Genomic DNA, 19,360 nt, shown 5'->3' on the forward strand with positions numbered 1-19,360 from the left:
GATCACTTGACGGCACCACCGGTGATGCCCGAGATGATCTTTCGCTGGACGACGGCGAGCACGACGACGAGTGGCAGGCTCATCAGGACGACGTAGGCGAAGATCAGATGCCAGTTGTTCAGGTACAGACCGGCGCTCGCCACGCGGAACAGGTTCAGCGGCAGGGTGTCGATCCGCCCGCCGATGACGAAGAACGCGTAGAACACGTCGTTCCACACGTACAGGCAGATGAGGATCGTGGCGGTGGCGAGCACCGGCCTCAGCAACGGCAGCACGATCCGCCAGAACACCATCACCGGACCGGCGCCGTCGATCTGCGCGGCCTCCTCCAGCGCCGGCGGGATGGTCCGGACGAAGCCGGTGACGAAGAAGATCACCGTGGACAGGTAGATCCCCGTGTAGACACCGATCATGCCGATGGCGCTGCCCGCGAGCCCGAGCTGGCGCAACAACAACACCACCGTGACGACAGCTGGTGGCAGCACGATCCCGCTGATGCCCAACGCGTACAGCACAGCGTTCAGCAGCGTCGCGCGGCGAGCCAGGACCCACGCCGCCATCGACCCGAACGTCAGCAGCAACGCCACAGTCGGCACGACGACCAGCAGGCTGCCGAAGAACGCGGCGGGCACCTGGCCGTCGACCCACACCGTCCGCAGATTCTCCAGCAGCTGCCAGTGCTGCGGCAGCGACAGATCCGGGTTGAGCGCCTCGCCCTGAGACTTCGCCGCGGTGACCACCACGAGCCACAGCGGGATCCCGATGACCACGAGCGCGAGCGCGACCGCCACGACGGGCTGCGCCCTGGTCCACACCCTGTTCACAGCACCGCCTCCCGCCTGCGCAGCATCCGGATCAACGGGAACGCCAGCACCACGACGAGCAGGAACAGCACCAGGCTCATCGCGGTGGCCTGGGCGAACAGGCCCTGCCCGAACGTGCGGTAGATGAAGATGTTGAGGATCTCCGTGGTCCGCGCGGGCCCGCCGCCGGTGGTGGCCTGGACGATGTCGAACCCGTTCATCGACCCCAGCAACGCGGTCGCGACGTTGAACGTGACCGCGGGCGCCAGCAGCGGGAACCTGATCGCCCAGAACGCCCTGGCGCGCGACGCGCCGTCGATGCGCGCCGCCTCCAGCAGATCCTCGGGAATCGTCTTCAGTCCCGCCAGGTAGATGAGCATCGACAGGCCCATCCACTTCCACGCGTGGATCACCGCGACCACGACGATCGTCCAGGTGGTGTCACCGAGCCACGCGTAGTCGATGCCGAGCAGACTGTTGAGGCTGCCCTGCGGTTTCAGCAACGCCTGGAAGATGTAGCCGACCGCCAGCGCGGACATCAGCACCGGCACCAGGAAGAAGATCCGCACCACCCGGTTCAGCGTGGTGTCCCGTTCCAGCAGCACGGCGAGCGCGAAGCCGAACAGGTTCTGGAACAACGCCACCAGCACCGCGTAGACCAGCGTGATCCGCACCGCCCGCAGCAACGTGCCGTCCGCCGCGAGCTGGCTGAAGTTGTCCAGCCCCACGGGTTTGATCGCGCCCTTGAAGCCGGACCAGTCGGTGAACGCGTAGATGAAGTTGAACAGCGTCGGCACGAAGAAGAAGACGAGCAGAATCACGAAAGCCGGTGCCAGGAACCACATCGGATGCGTCTGCCGCTTGACCGCGTTGCGGCGCGGCGGGTCCGGCACGGGGAGCGGCCGCACCGACGACCGCTCCCGCGCTGGTGCTGAGGTGACCGGCATCAGAACCCCGGTGCCCCGGCCGCCTTGGCCAGCTGGGCGAACTGGTCCTGCGTCGCCTTCGCGACCTGCTCGGGCGTCATCGTCCCGACGATCATGTCCGCGAGGTTGATGTACAGGTCCGGGTTCGCGACCGCGGCCGTCTGCATGGAGCCCACCGCTGTCGGCAGCGACGCGTGCACATCGAGCAGCGCCTTCGGCACGCCGGCCGGGTTGGCGATCGCGGGCTGCAGCGAGACGGTCTTGCGGGCGTTGACGAACTCCTGGTAGCCCGGTCCCATCCAGTACGCCAGCAGCTGCCTTGCCGCGGCCTCGCGCTTGGCGTCACCGGTGCGGAACGCGACCAGTGCGTTGGACTGGTCCGGGATGAACGTGCCGACGTTGCCCGACGGCGAGATCGGGAAGAACCCGATCTTCTGGTCGAGCGTCGCGGTGTCGGCCTTCGCCTGCAGCTGCCCGAAGAACGAGGTGACCTGCACGGCCATCGCGGCCTTGCCGTCGAGCAGGGCCGCGCCCTGGTCTTCGAACTTGGCCGTCCTGATGTCGGCGTTGAACAGTCCCTCGTCGATCAGCGACTTGTACTTCTTGATCGCGTCGAGCACGACCGGGCTGCTGAAGGTCTCCTTCTTGGTGTTGATCTTCTCCCAGAGCCCGTCCTTCGCGGCGTCGGCGAGCAGGACGTGCACCCACCACTGCGTCGCCCAGCGGTCGCCGCCCATCTCGAAGAACGGGGTGACGCCCTTGGCCTTGAGCGCCCTGGCCTTCGTGACCATGTCGTCGAAGTTCTTCGGCAGCTCGGTGATCCCGTTGGCCGCGAACACCTCCTTGTTGTAGTAGACGCCCTCGACGGCCGGGCTGGTGACCAGCGCGGCGTACCGCGTGCCGTCGAGGATGCCGGTGATGTCCTTCACCTCCGGCGCGAGCTTCGGCAGCCAGGGCGCGTCGGTCAGGGGCTGGAGGTTCGTCTTGGCGTTGATCGCCGTGAGCATCGACGCGGTGGGCTGCCAGAACGCGAGGTCCGGCTTGTCGCCGGTGGCCACCTTGGTCTGCACGCCCTGCTCGTACGGGTCGGGGATGGTCACGACGTCGACGTCGGCACCGGTCGCCTTCTCGAACGCCGCCACCACCTGCTCCGGCACGGTGTTGCTGTTCTGCGCCGCCCAGATCGTCAGCTTCGTCCCGCTCAGCGACGCGGTGGGGTCGGCCCAGGAGACCGGACCGCCGGAGCCGGCGTCCGCACCGGGGTCACTGCACGCGGCGAGTCCTAACAGGAGGGTGGCGGCCGCAACGTTGATCCAACTCTTCATCGGGCGGATCCTTCGGTGGGTGAGGGAATCGGGGAGGTGCGGTGGGAGATCCGGAACAGGCGCGCCGACGCCGGCAGGCGCTCGGCCGTCAACGTCAGCTCTCCCGCGGGCGCGTTCCAGTCGGACGTCCACACGGGCAGATCACGCGGGTAGAGCACTTCCAGCTCGACGTCGCAGTCGCGCAGGTGCTGCAGCGGCAACGTCACGCTCGCCTGGTCGCTGTCGCGCTGCCACACCGCCAGGTAGGTGACGTCGCCGGAGGTCAGGGCGAGGCTCAGCCACCGGTCGCTCCACGCGGGCAAACCCAGTGGCCACAACGGAACCGCGGTGGCGAGCTCGGCGCGGATCTGCTGGTGCACCCGGACTGCGGCGTGCACGGACTTGAGCTGGGCGGTCGTCATGAGGTCGAGACGGCCGGACAGGTACAGCCTGCCGAGCATGCCGGTGCAGAGCGTGAAGGCGATGTCCTCTTCGGACATGTCGGGCTGCGGATAGGCCCAGCTCGCCGACTGCTCCGGCAGCAGTGACATCGGGGCGGCCACCGCGATCGGCGGGTAGCGCAGGAAGTCCTGCTGGTCGCTGGTCGACTGCAGCTGCATCCGCGCCATCATCGCGTAGTCCATGCGCATGGCACCCGACGCGCAGTTCTCCAGGATCAGACCGGGATGGCGGTCCAGAACTCCGTCGAGCCACGCCAGGTGCGCCCGGTTGCACGCGAGCAGGCCCGCGCCGGCGCTGTCCGCGGCCACGTCCGTGCCCGCGCCGGCGTCGATGTTGTAGTCCAGCTTGAAGTACCCCACGCCCAGTTCGCCCACGAGCCGGTCGACCACCGCGTCCAGGTGCGCGACGGCCCGCGGGTGCCGCAGGTCCAGGTGGTAGCGGCCGTGTTCGACCAGCCGGACACCACCGCGTTGCAGGAACGCCGATGGCGGCAGCCGGTCGGCCATCGGGCTGCGCACGCCGATCACCTCGGGCTCGAGCCAGAGCCCCGGCACCATGCCGAGATCCCGGATGCGCGCGACGACCTCCTCGATCCCGCCGGGAAACCTGGTCCGCGACGGCAGCCACTCGCCGACGCTGTCCCACCAGCTGGAGCCGTTGTCGTACCAGCCCGCGTCGATGCAGAACACCTCCGCACCGGCAGCCGCGGCCGCATCGATCAACGGCAGCAGCTTCTCCGTGGTGGGATCGCCCATGATCGTGTTCATGTAGTCGTTGAACACCACCGGCAGCGCGGTCCGGTCGGGATGCAGGCGCACGATCTCGCGACGGTGCCGGGTGAGTGCGGCGATCGCACCGTCCACACCGGACGCCGACACTGCCAGGGACACCGGGACGGAGGTGAACGACTCGCCCGGCATCATGCGGTGCTGCCACTGGTGGTCGATGTCGGTCGGCCCGAGCAGCGCGACGTAAGCGCCGTCCATCCGTTCCGCGACCTCCCACCGCCAGGCGCCGTTGTGCTCGACCTGCCACAGCCACGCCTGCCCGGTCCGCCGGTCGACGAGACCACCGGTCGGCAGAACCGTGCCCGTCGACCACGTGCCGGTGCTGACCACGGCGAGGCGGCCGCGGCCGTCCTGGCCGTGCAGCCCGAGATTGAGATCGGGCACGGCGTCCTCGCGCAACGGGCGGCGGGACCACCGTCCCTCACCGAGCCATTCGCTGTCCGCCCGCAGCACGTCGAGGTCCTCGACCCTCGCTCCGCCGAATCCCGCGGCGAACGAGGTCAGCCCCAGCAGCGTCACCGTCTCCTGGCCGTGGTTGGTCACCGTGGTGGTGATCTGGCAGGCGGCGATGCCGTCGACCGAACGGAACACCGTGCGTGCGACCAGGCCGGTGAGCTCGTCCCGCAGGTCGACGTGCAGCTCACTCCACTTGCCGTCGGTGCGGCGGGCAGAACCGGCGTAGACCATGCGCCTGCCCACGGCGGTCTCGGAGAAGCGGTGCGACACCCGAGCCCTGCCCTGGCCCGCCACCAGAATCTCGACCAGCGGCTGCGTGACCGGAGTGCCATCGGCTGCCGCGCCACCGGTCGAGAGCGAGCGAACGCCGACCGCTCCGTCGGGCGCGACGTCCACCACGAGTTCCAGCGCCGAATGCCCCCAGATCACGCCGGTCGCGGACTCGATCGAGATCACTGTCGCCCCATTCCTGCTGGTCCACACGGTGTGACCGGTCACATCGTCGCAACAGTGTGAGCGTTAACACTGCGATGGGGAAAGGGTGTGTTACGCAGTTGTTACCGCGGTGGCGCGGTGGACTCCCGCACCACGAGCGAAGGCGGCGCGAGTGCGATCACCTGGCGCGGCTCCCCCGCGACCTCGGCCGCGATGGCGGCCAGGCACGCCCGCCCCAAGGCCGCGAAATCCATCCGCACGGTCGTGAGCGCCGGTGTCCAGTAGGCGGCACCGGGCACGTCGTCGAAGCCGATGATGCTGACGTCCCCCGGCACGTCCCGCCCCGCCTCGTAGAGCGCACGACGCACCGCGAGTGCCGTGTCGTCGTTGCCGCACAACACCGCCGTCACCTCCGGATCGGCCGCCAGCCGGGCACCCGCGAGGTAGGCCGACCGCACGTCCCACCCCGCCGTCAGCACCTCGGGCACCGGCACGCCCGCCGCCTCGAGCGTCGCGCGCCACCCCGACTGACGGGCGCTCGTGCCGCTCTCCGACGGAATCGCCACGTGATGCACCGTGCGATGCCCCAGTTCCAGCAGATGCCTGGTCGCGTCGGCAGCGGCCTGACGTTCGTCCAGGAAGACCATCGAACGCGAGACCCCCGCAAGCCCACCGGCTTCCGTGGCGGCCACCGCGGGAACGTCCGCCGGCAGCGCTCGCAGCACCTCGGCACCCGCGGTGTCGAACGCGATCACCACGACGCCACCCGCGTTGGGATCGCTCACGTGCTCGACCGCGTGGCTGACGTCGACCGGACTGTCCGACTCCACCACCCGCACACCGACGGCGAAACCCGCCGACCGCGCGGCTTCCTCGATGCCCTGCAGCGTCGCCGCATAGCCGTACAACGTGGTGTTGGCGATCACCACCGTCACCGTGGACGACAGTCCCGACCCGAGCGCCCTGGCCGCGCGGTTCGGGCGGTACCCCAGCCGTTCGATGACCTCGAGCACGTGCCTGCGGGTGTCGGCGTTCACCCGCGGCGAGTCGTTCAGCACCCGTGACACGGTCTGGTACGAGACGCCGGCGGCCGCCGCGACATCCCGGATGCTCGGCGTGGCGGAAGATCGTCGTGTCACCTCGACATCGTGATCGCTGCCGATCGCGGCGTCAAAGTCGGTCAACTGAGCAGCTCCGCGACATGCACCACCTCACGGCGAGTCCACGTGCGGTGACCTCCACCGTGGAACGCCACGCGCACGCTCTCCGCGAACGTCACCGCGACGACCTGCCCGACCGGTCCGATCGAGCCGTACAACCGGACGACATCGCCCGGTGACAGCCTCTCCGCGGGCTTGGTCCCGATGTTCCGCGCGAGGGACGCGGGCTTCACGAACGTCGTCAGAATCCCCCAGGCAGCGCCGAACAGCGGCGGAACCACGACCACCAGGACACCGGCGGCGACGGGAAACGTGCCAACCAGCAACACGGCGCAGACCATCGCCCCGAGCATCCCCAGCAACGTCGCCATGAGCGCCGAGCTCACCGGCCAGTCACCGAACTGGAGCCAGCCCGTCGTGCGCACCCAGCCACCCGCGGTCAGACCGCGCGGCGGCCTGCCGTCCGGGAGGCGGGGCCGTCCGTCGGCATCGTCAGCGGGCCTGCCGAACAGGTCGACGTGGTCCTCAATGGACACGCCGCCACCTCAGCTGATCCCGGCCGGTGCGCTCGCACACCATCTCGTCACCGTTCGCGGACGTCCTGCGCGCACCTTCGACGTAGCACTGCCTGCCCAGCAGAACGTCCAGCCAGGAGCCGCCGCGGGACGGCGCCGAGGTGGGCGTGACCTCAGATGAGGACGGTGCCGGCTCCGTGGTGGTGGTCGCGGCAGTTGTGGTCGTGGTCAGGGTGGGCGCGAAGGACGAGGGTTCGCTGGGCGCCGCCGACGCCGTCACCTGCTCGTTCGTGGCGCAGCTGACGGCCCACAGACCACGGCGTTCCTGACGGGCCTCGGAGTCGGCAACCGCAAGATCATCACGTGCGGTCAGGTCCGCGGGCGCCACACCGTCGTGCACGATGGTGTGCGCGTAGTCCGTCCCGTCCGGCAGCACCACGTCGACCGTCATCAGATCGCTGTCGAAACCACCGTCCTTCCTGACCATGAGCCGCACGTTCCTGCCGCGCAACAGGTTCTGGGCGGCCTCGCGCGACTCGGCCGGCCGGCACCCGGTCCGGAGCAACCCTGCGACGCGAGCCCGGAAGAAGAGCCCCGTGGCGGGTTCCACACCGTCGAACGTGTCCACTTCGGACACCGTGTGCACCACGGCCTCGAAGGAGTCGCCCCGGTGCACGGCCGCTTCGAGTCCGTCGCTCCGATGATGCTGCGGCAGCACCTCGGTGGCGAAGCCGACCGCTCCGGTCGTGGCGACCGCGGTGACGACACCGAGGCATGTCATCGCCAGGCGCGCCGACTGACTGGAGCGCCACCAGAACAGACGAACAATCGCCGGGCGCCCCTCAAGAATGTTCAACTCGGTCGTCTCGGGCAATCTCAATCCCAGCTCGATGAGGGTCGGACAATCCATGGGACAAACAGGTGCGACGATCGCGCGAGGCCCCGTGTCGACTCGCGGAGATCTCCGTGTTTGCCGTGGTTGGAGCAGTGTTGTCGCCGACGAGCGACCTCGTCAACAACCAAAAAGGTTCAATCGAGTACTTATACAACCTTCACAGCAGCTGCTCTGTGATTGCTTCCGCACGAGTTCGACACCACCCGTCGAATATTCGACATCGAGGCCGACCGCCCCGTCGGCCGTCCTGGGGGTGAAATGCACAGAAATGAATCCTCGGCGACCGGCCTGCCCACCACGGCACCCGCGCCCGCACCACCTAGAATCGTGGTCTGCGACCAGATCAACAGAGCGGGTGGCTTGATGAAGCTGGGCGATGTCACCCGGACCGCGCTGGCGTTCGTCCGGATCTTCAACGGCGCGCTGGGACTGTTCGCGGCCGGGAGGATGGCGAAGAGCCTCGGCGGCGACCTGGGCGACGACAAGCGGTTCGTCTACCCCGCCCGCATGTTCGGCATCCGCACGCTCGTTCTCGGTGTCGACCTCCTGACGCTCAAGGCCGATCGCCGGATGTTGCGGCAGGCAGTGCTCATTCACGCCACGGACACGGCTGCCGCGATCTACGCTGGCAGGAGTGGCGAGCTTCCGGCCAGGGCGGCGAAGCTCACCACGATCGTCTCCGCCGTCAACACCGGACTTGCCGTCGTCTCGCTCGTCGCCGCTGAGAAGGATCGCTGATCTGTGGTCGAGATCGACCTGCTCGGAGAGGTGACCGCGCGGGTCGACGGCCACAACGTCGAGCTGGGACCCGCGCGGCAGAGATGCGTGCTCGCGGCACTGGCGGTCGACGTCAACAAGACCGTGTCGGTCTCACAGCTGGCCGAACGCGTCTGGGGTGACGAGCCGCCCGCGCAGGCACGGGCCACGCTGCACAGCTACCTCTCCCGGCTGCGGCAGACCGGCATCGAGCTGGCCACCCGGTCGACCGGGTACGTGCTCGTCGCGGACGAGTCCTGTGTGGACGTTCTGCGGTTCCGCAAGCTCTGCCGCCAGCCGGGCACTCTCGGCGAGGCCATCGCGTTGTGGCGCGGCGAACCGCTGACCGGCATCGGCGGCGACTGGGCCGGGCGAACCCGCGAGCAGCTCGTCAGGGAACGCGACGCCGCCGAGCTCGACCTCGTCGACGCACGTCTGCGGCTCGGCCACGGACCCGAGCTGCTCGCGACGATCGCCGCGCACGCGACGGCCCGGCCGCTCGACGAACGCGTGGCGGCGCAGCACATGCGGGCGCTCGCCCAGGCCGGCCGCGTCTCCGAGGCACTCGACCAGTTCCTCGCCCTCCGCACCAGGCTGAGAACCGAGCTCGGCACCGAACCGGGTGCGGACCTGCGGCGGCTGCACGAGAAACTCCTCCTCAGCGACCAGGAAGCGACCGTCGAGGTGCCCAGGCAGCTGCCGTCGGCGCCGGCGCAGTTCGTTGGCAGGCAGGAAGACCTGGCCGAGCTGGACCAGGCCGTGCGCACCGGTGTGGCGGCGATCGCGGGCGCGGGCGGCATGGGCAAGACGTGGCTCGCGCTGCACTGGGCGCACCGCAACCTGCACCGCTTCCCCGACGGCCAGCTGTTCGTCGACCTGCGCGGGTTCAGCCCCGACGAGACGCCGATGGAACCGGACGTCGCCATCCGCGGGTTCCTGCACGCGCTGGGTCTCGACGCCGCCCGCATCCCGGCGGACCCGCAGACCAGTGCCGCGTTGTTCCGCAGCCTGACCGCGCACAGACGCATGCTCGTGGTGATCGACAACGCCGTCGACGCCGCCCAGGTCGCCCCGATGCTGCCCGGCGGCGACACCTGCAAGGTGCTCGTGACCAGCCGGAACCGGTTGCCGGGCATCAGCAGGCCGGTCGGCCTCGACGTGCTCGCCGACTCCGACGCTGCCACGTTGCTGGCCACCAGGATCGGCGCGAGCAGGCTGAACGCCGAACCTCTCGCCGTGGCACGGCTCATCGACCTGTGCGGCGGGCTGCCACTGGCGTTGAGCATCGTCGGCGCCCGCGTGCTGACCGAACCGGAGCTATCGCTCGCCGCCATCGCCCACCAGCTCGAGGAGCTCGGGCTCGGCGCGCTCGACGCCGACCCGAGCGTCAGCGTGCCGGTCGTGCTCTCGTGGTCCTACCGGGCGCTGACCGACCAGCAGAGGCAGATGTTCGCGCTGCTGGGAACCGCGCCCGGCGAGGACATCGGCCTGGACGCGGCCGCGAGCCTCGCCGGAGTGTCCACACAGGACGCACGCGCGACGCTGCGAGCTCTCGAACAGGCCTCCCTGATCTCGATCAGCGGCAGCCGGGCGCGGATGCACGACCTGGTCCGGGCGTACGCGGCCGAGCGGAACAGCGACGGCACCGAGGCGTTGCGCAGGCTCGTGGACCACCACGTCCACACCGCGCACGCCAACGACCGGGTGATCGACCCGCACCGCCCGCTGATCACCCTCGGCCGCTCGGACGTCGAGATCACCCCGGCCCGGGACAAGGCGGGCGCGCTGGCGTGGTTCGACGCCGAACGCGGCACGCACCAGGCCGTCCAGCAAGCGGCGGCGGCCCACGGCTGGAACGACAGCGTCGTGCTGCTGGCCAGGGTCTCGCACGCCTACCACCAGCTGCGCGGTCATCTCGACGACGAGCTGGCCATGTGGCAGGCCGCCCTCGATGCCGCGGAAGACCCCGCCGACAGGGTCATCGCACACCGGATCATGGGCAGCTCGCTCGGCCAGGTCCACCGCTACGACGAGGCGCAGCACCACCTCGCGGCCTCACTCGACCTGGCCCGCCAGGTCGGCGAGCCGCTCGCCCTGGCCGACGCGCACGGCGCCCTGGCCTGGCTGTGGGCCAGCAGGTCCGAGTACCACCGCGCGTTCGAGCACGCCCAGGCCGCGCTGCCGCACTACCGGCGCACCGGCAACCGGATGCTGCTCGCCATGGCGCACAACAACATCGGCCACTGCGCCGCGGAGATCGGCGACACCGCCAGCGGCCGTGAACACGCTTCCACCGCCCTCACCCTGCTGCACGAGCTGGGTGACCGGCACGGCGAGGCGACCGCCGTGGACACGCTCGGCCGCGTCGAACACCAGGCCGGCAACCACGTCGAGGCCATCGCCCTCTACGAACGGGCGCTGGAGCTGTGCCGGGCCGAGAACGACGACTACGTCGCCGCCAACGTCCTCACCAATCTCGGCCACCCGCACCTCGCTCTCGACCAGCGCGACCTCGCGGCGCGGTGCTGGCAGGAGGCGCTGGTCATGCTGGAGCAGCAGGGCCGTGACGACGAGGCCGACCGGATGCGCAAGCAGCTCGCGGAGATCCACGTCACCCCGGGGACCTGACGACCAGGGTTCCTCACTGGCGCGAACACACCCCCTGGACGGGGAACGTGGTCGGTGTCAACAGCGCCAAAGAGGAGCGACGAGATGTCCACCATCACCCTGACCCAGCAGACCACCGCCACGCCCGAGCAGTTCGTCGCGGGACTGACCGACTTCGGTCCCGGCCGCGCGGAGCTCTTCCCCAACAGCACCGACGACTACCTGAAGGTGCACGAGCGGGGCGAGAACTTCGCCGACGTCACCGAGGGGTCCGGCGGCATCTGGGAACGCCTGCACTACGACTGGTCCGACCTCGGCCGCGTCGTGCTGACCACCACCGACTCCAACGTGTGGGGCGGCAGGTCCGGCCACACCTACACGTTCACGAGGCAGGCCGACGGGACGACCGTCGTGCACGCCGTGGTGGTGCGCGAGGGCAAGAACCTCAAGGGCCGCCTGCTCGGCGTCGTGCTCGGCCTGTTCGGCAGGCAGGTCCTCGGCGGAGCGCTCGCGAAGACCGTCAGGGCCATCGAGACGAGAGCCACGAAGAGTTAGGTAAGGGTGCCCTAGGTCCGTCCGAGTGACGGGAGCTAACGTAGCCCGTCGTGAGCATCGTGGTGGAGCAACGCGGGCTGGATCCCGCACCGGCCCAAGCGGGCCCGCGACGGCTGCGCGGGCTGGCGTGCCTGGTGGCGTTGCTCGCCGTGTCAGCGGTGCTGTCGCTGGTGATCGGTGCCCGGTCGCTCTCCCCCGCCGAGGTGTGGCAGGGGTTGTTCGGCGATCCCGGCACCGACCAGCGGCTCACCGAGATCACGCTCATCGTGCAGACCCTGCGCGTGCCGCGGACGGTGCTCGCGATCGTCGCCGGCCTCGCGCTCGGCGTGGCGGGCGCGTTGATCCAGGGCCACACCCGGAACCCCATCGCGGACACCGGTCTGCTGGGCGTGAACTCCGGGGCGTCGTTCGCCGTGGTGCTCGCGGTCTACCTGTTCGGGCTGCAGAACCCCGTCCAGTACATGTGGTTCGCGTTCATCGGGGCCGCGGCGGCGGGCGTGCTCGTGTTCGGGCTGTCGAGTCTCGGGCGGGGAGCGGGCAACCCGCTCACCCTGGCGCTGGCCGGGCAGGGCGTCACGGTGTTCCTCGCCGCGATGACGTCCGCAGTCGCGTTGTCCGACAAGCAGACCCTGGACGTGCTGCGGTTCTGGAACGCGGGCTCGGTGCAGGGCGTCGGGTGGAACGTGATCGTCGTGGCCACGATCTTCGTGGCCGTCGGACTCGTCGTCTCGTTGTTCAACCTGCCCACGATCAACCTGCTCAACCTCGGTGACGACGTGGCGCGCGGGCTGGGCGTGAACATCGCGGCAGGCCGGACCATCGGCGTCGTGGCCGTCACTTTGCTCGCGGGCGCGGCCACGGCGGCGTGCGGGCCCATCGCGTTCCTCGGACTGATGGTCGCGCACATCGCGCGATGGATGACCGGGCCGGACTACCGCTTTCTGGTGCCGTACGCCGGGTTGCTCGGCGCGCTCACGCTGCTCGTCAGCGACATCGCCGGACGGCTCGTCGTGCGGCCCGCCGAACTCCAGGCCGGCATCGTCATCGCGCTCATCGGCGCACCGTTCTTCGCGGCACTGGTCTGGCGCGGGAAGTTCAGGCAGGCATGACCACCACTGAGATGCATCCCGGTGTCCGCGTCGGCGGCTGGTCGTGGGTCTGGCGCCCGTGGGTCGTGCTCGTGACGCTGATCATCGCCGCGGTGACGTTCCTCGTCTTCTGCGTGTCGATCTCCGTCGGCGACTTCACCATCGAACTGCCCGCGGTGATCAGGACGATCTTCGGGCAGGGTGAGCGGGTCGACGAGTTCGTGGTCATGGACCTGCGGATGCCGCGCGCGCTCGTCGGCGTGATCGTGGGCGTGGCACTCGGGATCTCCGGCGCTCTGACCCAGTCGATCGCGCGCAACCCTTTGGCCAGTCCCGATGTCCTGGGCATCACGGGTGGGGCGAGCGCGACCGCGGTCTTCCTCGTCACGGCCACCGGCGGCTCGGCGGTCACCACTGCGGTCGGGCTGCCCGCGGCGGCGTTGGCCGGCGGGCTGCTGACCGGGTTGCTCGTCTACTTCCTGGCGTGGCGCCGGGGCATCGACGGGTTCCGGTTGATCCTCATCGGCGTCTCGGTCAGCGCGGTCATGCAGGCGCTCACGACGTGGCTGCTGGTGCTGGCGGACATCCGTGACGTCGCCCGCGCGCAGTCGTGGCTCGTCGGGTCGCTCGACTCGCGGTCGTGGACCGAGGTGTGGACGACGCTGTGGGTCACCGTCCCACTGGTCGTCGTCGTTCTCGTCGTCGCCTTCCAGATGCAGCCGATGCACTTCGGCGACGACGTGGCAGCTGGTCTTGGTGTTCGCTACTCCGCCGTGCGTGCCGTACTGCTGCTGTGCGCGGTGCTTCTGGCAGGTGTCGCGGTCTCAGCAGCGGGCCCGGTGCCGTTCGTGGCTCTGGTCGCACCCCAGATCACCATGCGGCTGCTGCGCTCCCCCGTGCCGCCGTTGATCGCGTCCGGCCTGTTCGGCGCGTTGCTGCTGATCGGTTCGGACCTCATCGCACGGACCGTGCTGCCGAACGACCTCCCCGTCGGCATCGTCACGGCGATCATCGGCGGCCCGTTCCTCGTCTACCTGCTCGTGCGCGCGAACGTGAAACGGTCAGCCTGAGGGTCATTTGAGGAAATGCGCTCGAAGCGGTTTCCGCGTCGAATTCGATTCGAATGCCGTTCAGCAACGCCGCAGGTCATCCTGCGTTCCGCATAGTTGCGCCTTGCAGGTTGAGAAAGACTCTGGCAACCTCGAAAGAGGCAAATGTTAGCGCTAACACTGGGCGCGGTAGGCGCTGACCAATTGCACGTGTGCTTCTGACCCCGAAGGAGAATCACCGTGGATTCTTTGCGCCGGTGGGCGTCCCTGCTCAGTTCCCTGCTCGCGACCGTCCTCCTGACCGGCACCGTGGTCGCGCTCACTCCGACCGCGGCGTCGGCGGCGACCGTCGACACGAACGCGTGGTACGTGCTGGTCAACCGCAACAGCGGCAAAGCAATGGACGTCGCCGCAGCCGGCACTGCCGACGGGGCGGTGGTCCAGCAGTGGTCCCGTCACGACGGCGCGAACCAGCAGTGGCAGTTCGTGGACTCCGGCGGCGGCTACTACCGGCTGAAGTCGAAGAACTCCGGCAAGGTCCTCGACGTCGACAACTGGTCGGTCGCGGACGGCGGCAAGGTCCAGCAGTGGACCGATCTCAACGGCACCAACCAGCAGTTCCGGCTCGCGGACTCCGACGGCGGCTACGCCAGGCTGATCAACCGCAACAGCGGTAAGACCGTGGAGGTGACCCGCCAGTCCACCGCGGACGGGGCTGCGGTCGTGCAGAACGGCGACCGGAACGCGACCAGCCAGCAGTGGCAACTGGTCCGCGTGGACAGCACGCCGGGGACGTGTTCTCTTCCGTCGACCTACCGCTGGTCGTCGACGGGCTCGCTGGCGAACCCGAAGTCGGGCCTGGTCTCGCTCAAGGACTTCAGCAACGTCGTCTACAACGGCAAGCACCTGGTCTACGGCTCGACGGTCGACTCGTCGGGGCAGCACTACGGCTCGATGAACTTCGGGACGTTCACGAACTGGTCGGACATGGCCTCGGCCCCGCAGAACACGATGAACATCGGCACCGTCGCGCCCACGTTGTTCTACTTCGCCCCCAAGAACATCTGGGTGCTCGCCTACCAGTGGGGCCCGACCACCTTCAGCTACCGGACCACCAGCGACCCCACCAACGCCAACGGCTGGTCCTCGCCGCAGACGCTCTTCTCCGGCAACATCCCCGGCGGCGGCGCCCTCGACCAGACGCTGATCGGCGACGGCACGAACATGTACCTGTTCTTCGCCGGTGACAACGGGAACATCTACCGGGCGAGCATGCCGATCGGGAACTTCCCCGGCAGCTTCGGCACCTCGTACACGACGATCATGACCGACACGAGGGAGAACCTGTTCGAGGCGGTCGAGGTCTACAAGGTCAAGGACCAGAACCAGTACCTCATGCTCGTCGAGGCGATGGGTGCGCGCGGGCGCTACTTCCGCTCGTTCACCTCCAGCAGCCTCGGCGGTTCCTGGACCCCGCAGGCCGCCACCGAGAGCAACCCGTTCGCCGGCAAGGCCAACAGCGGCGCGACGTGGAGCAACGACATCAGCCACGGCGACCTGGTGCGCACCAACCCCGACCAGACCAAGACCATCGACCCGTGCAACCTGCAGTTGCTCTACCAGGGACGCAGCCCCAGCTCCGACGGCCAGCCGTACAACTCGCTGCCCTGGCGGCCCGCCGTGCTCACACTCCAGCGCTGAAACACGACCGCTCAGGCGCCTCACCGCACTTCAGGTGAGGACGCCTGAGTTAGGTAAGGTTTCCCTATGACCGCGCTGCGCAACGATGCCGCCCGACTGGGTGCCGAGGGCGTCACGGTCGGGTACGCCGACCGCGTCGTGCTCGACAACCTGGACGTCTCCATCCCGACCGGCGTCATCACCACGGTCATCGGCCCGAACGGCTGCGGCAAGTCGACCCTGCTGCGCACGCTGTCCCGCCTGCTCAAACCGCGCCAGGGCACCGTGCTGCTCGACGGTCACGACATCGCGCGCCTCAAGACCAAGGACGTCGCGAAGAAGATGGGCCTGCTCCCGCAGACCCCGATCGCGCCGGAGGGCCTCACCGTCGCCGACCTGGTCGCTCGCGGCCGGCACCCCCACCAGAGCTGGGTCCGCCAGTGGTCGAGCGACGACGCGGGCATCGTCGCGCGCTCGCTGGAGATGACCGGTGTCGCCGACCTCGCCCACCGCCCGGTCGACTCGCTCTCGGGTGGTCAGCGGCAGCGCGTGTGGATCTCCATGACGCTCGCCCAGGGCACCGATCTGCTGCTGCTCGACGAGCCGACGACCTACCTGGACCTCGCGCACGCGATCGACGTGATCGACCTCGTCGACGACCTGCACGAGAGCGGCTGCACGATCGTCATGGTCCTGCACGACCTGAACCTCGCCGTCCGCTACAGCGACAACCTCATCGTGATGAAGTCCGGATCCATTGTGGCTCAAGGACATCCGAGCCAGGTGATCACGAGCGACCTGCTGCTCGACACGTTCGGCCTGCAGGCGAAGGTGATCGACGACCCGGTGAGCGAACGTCCGTTGATCGTTCCCATCGGACGGACCCATGTGACGCCGAAGAGTGAGAAGGCCTAGGTTAGCCTGCCCTAACCAGGTGATAAGGTTCGCCTGTCCTAATTTCCCCGCCGCGTGGGCAGCGAACGAAGAGGTGCCGAATGGGCCAGCGAACAGCCATGACCTGGAAGCGATTGGCGGCCGTGGCAGCAGCCGCGGTGGTCGGGGCGGCCGTCCTCGCCGGGTGTGGTTCGTCCACTCCGGCCTCGACGCCTGGCGCGAACAACGCTTCCGGTGGCACGTTCCCGACCAAGGTCGAGCACTTCTTCGGCACGACGGAGATCAAGGAAGCGCCCAAGCGCGTCCTGTCCCTCGGCTACACCGACGACCAGACGCTGCTCGCGCTCGGCGTCGTCCCGGTCGGCATGGTCGACCAGTACCCGAACCCCGAGGGCACCAAGCCCGACATCAACACCCAGTGGGCCTGGGTGAAGGACAAGTGGGGTTCGGCCACGCCCGAGGTCGTCATGAAGAACGGCGACACCGAGCCGAACTACGAGAAGATCGCGCAGCTGCGTCCCGACCTGATCGTCGCGGTGTACTCCGAGGCCACCCAGGACTGGTACGACAAGCTGACCAAGATCGCGCCGGTGGTCGGCCGCACCAAGGCCGAGAAGGAGCCCTTCAGCGCGAAGTGGCAGGACAACGTGCTGCAGATCGCGAAGGCGGTCGGCAAGGGTGACGAGGGCGCGAAGCTGATCAAGGGGCTCGACGACAAGCTCGCCGAGGCGAAGAAGGCCAACCCGGAGTTCGCGAACCAGACCGCCACCGTGCTGACCTGGTACAAGGACGCGATCGTGCCGTTCACCACCACCGACGTGCGCGGCCAGCTCCTGACCGGCATCGGCTTCAAGGGCAACACGAAGGTCGACGAGATCGCGGAGGGCGGCTTCTCCGCCAAGCTCTCGCCCGAGAAGATCGACCTGATCAACACCGACCGCATCTTCGTGGTCGCCGACAAGGCGGACGCGGACGCGCTGAAGAACTTCCAGCTGTTCGCGAACCTGCCCGCGGTCAAGGCCGGCAAGGTCCACTGGATCCTCGACAGCGAGGGCCCCGCGGTCGGCGCCGCGATCTCGCAGGCCACCCTCCCGTCCCTGCCCTACGCGATCGACGAGCTGGTGAAGTCCGCCAAGTCCGGCGCCTGATCCACGAACTCCAGCGAAAGGCCTCCCCTCGTGACCACGAGCGTCTCCGGCGCGCCGTCGAAGATCCTGCGCACGGCGTCCGGACGGGAGGCCTCCCGCTGGCTGCTCGACCACTGCCGCACCGCCCCCCTGCTGCCGATCGCCACCGTGCTGGCGACGGTGGCGGGGGCGGTGCTGCAGATCGTCCCGGTGTTCCTGCTGGGCACCGTGGTGGACGGCATCGCACAGGGGCGCGACGTCTCGATCCTCTGGACGATCGGCATCGCCACCGTCGTCTCGGCGCTGGCCGGGGCGGTCATGACCGCGGTCTCGACCTACCTCGTCGGCCGGGCGGGCGCGGAGATGCTGGCACGCCTGCGGGAGGGCGCGGTCCGTGCCGTGCTCGGGATGCCCAGTGCGCGCATCGAGGAAGTCGGGCGCGGTGACGTGCTCTCCCGCGTCGGTGACGACGTTGCGGTCATCTCCAAGGGTTTCCGCACGGCGATCCCGACGATCTTCTCGGCGACGGTCCTGGTCGTCATCGCCACCGCCGGCATGTTCGGGCTCGACTGGCGGCTCGGCCTCGCGGGTGCCTGTGCGCTTCCCGCGTACGCGTTGGCGTTGCGGTGGTATCTGCCGCGCTCGCAGCCTCTCTACCGCGCCCGTTCCGAGGCTCAGGCCGATCGCGCGCAGGCGTTGATCAGCGGGCTCGACGGCATCGCGACCGTGCGCGCTTATCGCCTGGAGAACGCGTTCCGGGACAAGGTGACCGCAGAATCGTGGCGAGTGCGTGACATCGGGATCGACGTCTTCCGCTTCTTCGGCCGGTTCATCGGACGGGAGAACCGCGCCGAGTTCATCGGCCTCGGGCTGATCATCGTGGTCGGCTACTTCCTGGTGACCGGCGGGGAGTCTTCGCTGGGCCAGGTTTCCGTTGCCGCGCTGTTGTTCCACAAGTTGTTCGTGCCCCTCGGCCTGATCATGGCGTTCTTCGACGAGGCGCAGAAATCCGGCGCCGGGCTGTCACGGCTGGTGGGCGTGCTGTCGGAATCCGACGGCGACTCGCTAGTGCGCAGTGCGGTGGCGGTCGATCGTGACGCGCACCCGCTTCCGGTCTCGGTGCGCGGGCTTTCCTTCCGCTATCCCGAATCCGAGCACGACGTGCTGTCGGACCTCTCGCTGGAGATTCCCGCGGGAACGTCGTTGGCGTTGGTCGGCGCGACCGGAGCGGGCAAGACGACGCTGGCCGCGCTGGTCGCCGGGACCGGCACGCCGCTGACCGGATCCGTGCACATCGGGCCGACCGATCTCGCCGACGTGGACGAGGCAGGCGCCCGCGCGCTGGTCAGCATCCTGACCCAGGAAGCGCACGTGTTCGCCGGTCCACTCTCGGAGGATCTTCGTTTGGCCGCACCGGATGCGACCGATGACGAGCTGATGGCTGCGCTGCGAACGGTGGGCGCGGATTCGTGGGTGCAGGCGTTGCCTTCCGGTTTGCGGACCGATGTCGGCGAGGGAGGCGAACGCCTCGACGTGACCAAGATCGCCCAGATCGCGCTGGCCCGCCTGGTGCTCGGCCGCTCCCCCGTCGTCGTGCTGGACGAGTCGACTGCCGAGGCGGGCAGCCAGGGTGCCGCCGCGCTGGAACGGGCCGCGCTGGCGGCCTGTCGTGGCCGCACAACGCTTTGGGTGGCACACCGGCTGACCCAGGCGATCGCGGCGGACCGGATCGCCGTCCTGGACGCGGGTCGCGTCCTCGAGCAGGGCACGCACGAGGAACTTGTGGCGCGTGACGGGCGTTACGCGGCACTTTGGGCCGCTTGGAGATTCGGATCCGCAATTACTTAGGTTAGGCTCACC

At 68.9% G+C, this 19,360-nt stretch carries 16 protein-coding genes; 9 read left to right on the forward strand and 7 right to left on the reverse strand.

Annotated features, from left to right (window positions below; translation table 11 throughout):
- Nucleotides 1-2: 2 nt before the first annotated feature.
- The 7 genes from ABZ345_RS20445 to ABZ345_RS20475 form a co-directional block, all read right to left on the reverse strand.
- Nucleotides 3-824, reverse strand: coding sequence for a carbohydrate ABC transporter permease (locus ABZ345_RS20445; RefSeq protein ID WP_359850718.1), 822 nt, complete (start codon nucleotides 822-824; stop codon nucleotides 3-5).
- The gene (locus ABZ345_RS20450; protein ID WP_359850721.1) at nucleotides 821-1,750 is read right to left on the reverse strand and encodes a sugar ABC transporter permease; all 930 of its coding nucleotides are present in this window, start codon (nucleotides 1,748-1,750) and stop codon (nucleotides 821-823) included. Before ABZ345_RS20450 ends, ABZ345_RS20445 begins: the two co-directional genes overlap by 4 nt.
- A complete protein-coding gene (locus ABZ345_RS20455) occupies nucleotides 1,750-3,054 on the reverse strand; it encodes an ABC transporter substrate-binding protein (protein ID WP_359850724.1) in 1,305 nt (434 codons plus the stop codon). Before ABZ345_RS20455 ends, ABZ345_RS20450 begins: the two co-directional genes overlap by 1 nt.
- Nucleotides 3,051-5,195 (reverse strand): glycoside hydrolase family 36 protein, encoded by a 2,145-nt coding sequence (locus tag ABZ345_RS20460; RefSeq protein ID WP_359850727.1) that lies wholly within the window; start codon nucleotides 5,193-5,195, stop codon nucleotides 3,051-3,053. Before ABZ345_RS20460 ends, ABZ345_RS20455 begins: the two co-directional genes overlap by 4 nt.
- A 101-nt stretch (nucleotides 5,196-5,296) precedes the next feature.
- Nucleotides 5,297-6,313 (reverse strand): LacI family DNA-binding transcriptional regulator, encoded by a 1,017-nt coding sequence (locus tag ABZ345_RS20465; RefSeq protein WP_359850730.1) that lies wholly within the window; start codon nucleotides 6,311-6,313, stop codon nucleotides 5,297-5,299.
- A 41-nt stretch (nucleotides 6,314-6,354) separates the two neighbouring features.
- A complete protein-coding gene (locus ABZ345_RS20470) occupies nucleotides 6,355-6,870 on the reverse strand; it encodes a hypothetical protein (protein ID WP_359850733.1) in 516 nt (171 codons plus the stop codon).
- Entirely contained in the window at nucleotides 6,860-7,705 is an 846-nt protein-coding gene (locus tag ABZ345_RS20475; RefSeq protein ID WP_359850736.1) for a hypothetical protein, read from the reverse strand. Before ABZ345_RS20475 ends, ABZ345_RS20470 begins: the two co-directional genes overlap by 11 nt.
- Before the next feature lie 297 nt (nucleotides 7,706-8,002).
- On the opposite strand from ABZ345_RS20475, the gene ABZ345_RS20480 reads away from it, so the two are divergent.
- The 9 genes from ABZ345_RS20480 (at nucleotide 8,003) to ABZ345_RS20520 (ending at nucleotide 19,348) form a co-directional block, all read left to right on the forward strand.
- Nucleotides 8,003-8,482 (forward strand): hypothetical protein, encoded by a 480-nt coding sequence (locus tag ABZ345_RS20480; RefSeq protein WP_359850739.1) that lies wholly within the window; start codon nucleotides 8,003-8,005, stop codon nucleotides 8,480-8,482.
- Nucleotides 8,483-8,485: 3 nt separating this feature from the next.
- Nucleotides 8,486-11,128 (forward strand): BTAD domain-containing putative transcriptional regulator, encoded by a 2,643-nt coding sequence (locus ABZ345_RS20485; RefSeq protein ID WP_359850742.1) that lies wholly within the window; start codon nucleotides 8,486-8,488, stop codon nucleotides 11,126-11,128.
- 84 nt (nucleotides 11,129-11,212) lie between these two features.
- Nucleotides 11,213-11,662, forward strand: coding sequence for a hypothetical protein (locus ABZ345_RS20490; protein ID WP_359850745.1), 450 nt, complete (start codon nucleotides 11,213-11,215; stop codon nucleotides 11,660-11,662).
- 50 nt (nucleotides 11,663-11,712) lie between these two features.
- Nucleotides 11,713-12,771 carry an iron ABC transporter permease gene (locus ABZ345_RS20495; RefSeq protein WP_359850748.1) on the forward strand — a complete coding sequence of 353 codons (1,059 nt, stop codon included), beginning with the start codon at nucleotides 11,713-11,715 and terminating at the stop codon, nucleotides 12,769-12,771.
- On the forward strand, nucleotides 12,768-13,820 hold the full coding sequence (locus ABZ345_RS20500) for an iron chelate uptake ABC transporter family permease subunit (protein WP_359850751.1): 1,053 nt from the start codon (nucleotides 12,768-12,770) through the stop codon (nucleotides 13,818-13,820). Before ABZ345_RS20495 ends, ABZ345_RS20500 begins: the two co-directional genes overlap by 4 nt.
- A gap of 228 nt (nucleotides 13,821-14,048) precedes the next feature.
- Nucleotides 14,049-15,500: a non-reducing end alpha-L-arabinofuranosidase family hydrolase gene (locus ABZ345_RS20505; protein WP_359850812.1), complete on the forward strand. Its 1,452-nt coding sequence runs from the start codon at nucleotides 14,049-14,051 to the stop codon at nucleotides 15,498-15,500.
- A 66-nt stretch (nucleotides 15,501-15,566) separates the two neighbouring features.
- The gene (locus ABZ345_RS20510; RefSeq protein ID WP_359850753.1) at nucleotides 15,567-16,394 is read left to right on the forward strand and encodes an ABC transporter ATP-binding protein; all 828 of its coding nucleotides are present in this window, start codon (nucleotides 15,567-15,569) and stop codon (nucleotides 16,392-16,394) included.
- 98 nt (nucleotides 16,395-16,492) lie between these two features.
- Nucleotides 16,493-17,521 (forward strand): iron-siderophore ABC transporter substrate-binding protein, encoded by a 1,029-nt coding sequence (locus ABZ345_RS20515; protein ID WP_359850756.1) that lies wholly within the window; start codon nucleotides 16,493-16,495, stop codon nucleotides 17,519-17,521.
- Between the two features lie 30 nt (nucleotides 17,522-17,551).
- Nucleotides 17,552-19,348, forward strand: a complete 1,797-nt coding sequence (locus ABZ345_RS20520; RefSeq protein ID WP_359850759.1) for an ABC transporter ATP-binding protein — start codon at nucleotides 17,552-17,554, stop codon at nucleotides 19,346-19,348.
- Nucleotides 19,349-19,360: the final 12 nt, after the last annotated feature.

The sequence above is a fragment of the Lentzea sp. NPDC005914 genome (assembly GCF_040629405.1).
GTDB lineage: Bacteria > Actinomycetota > Actinomycetes > Mycobacteriales > Pseudonocardiaceae > Lentzea.

Excerpts from the sequence above, each read along its gene's own strand:
- ABZ345_RS20455 (WP_359850724.1), bottom strand. The coding sequence starts at position 3,054 with ATGAAGAGTTGGATCAACGTTGCGGCCGCCACCCTCCTGTTAGGACTC.
- ABZ345_RS20480 (WP_359850739.1), top strand. The coding sequence starts at position 8,003 with ATGCACAGAAATGAATCCTCGGCGACCGGCCTGCCCACCACGGCACCC.
- ABZ345_RS20500 (WP_359850751.1), top strand. The coding sequence starts at position 12,768 with ATGACCACCACTGAGATGCATCCCGGTGTCCGCGTCGGCGGCTGGTCG.
- ABZ345_RS20490 (WP_359850745.1), top strand. The coding sequence starts at position 11,213 with ATGTCCACCATCACCCTGACCCAGCAGACCACCGCCACGCCCGAGCAG.
- ABZ345_RS20450 (WP_359850721.1), bottom strand. The coding sequence starts at position 1,750 with ATGCCGGTCACCTCAGCACCAGCGCGGGAGCGGTCGTCGGTGCGGCCG.
- ABZ345_RS20515 (WP_359850756.1), top strand. The coding sequence starts at position 16,493 with ATGACCTGGAAGCGATTGGCGGCCGTGGCAGCAGCCGCGGTGGTCGGG.
- ABZ345_RS20510 (WP_359850753.1), top strand. The coding sequence starts at position 15,567 with ATGACCGCGCTGCGCAACGATGCCGCCCGACTGGGTGCCGAGGGCGTC.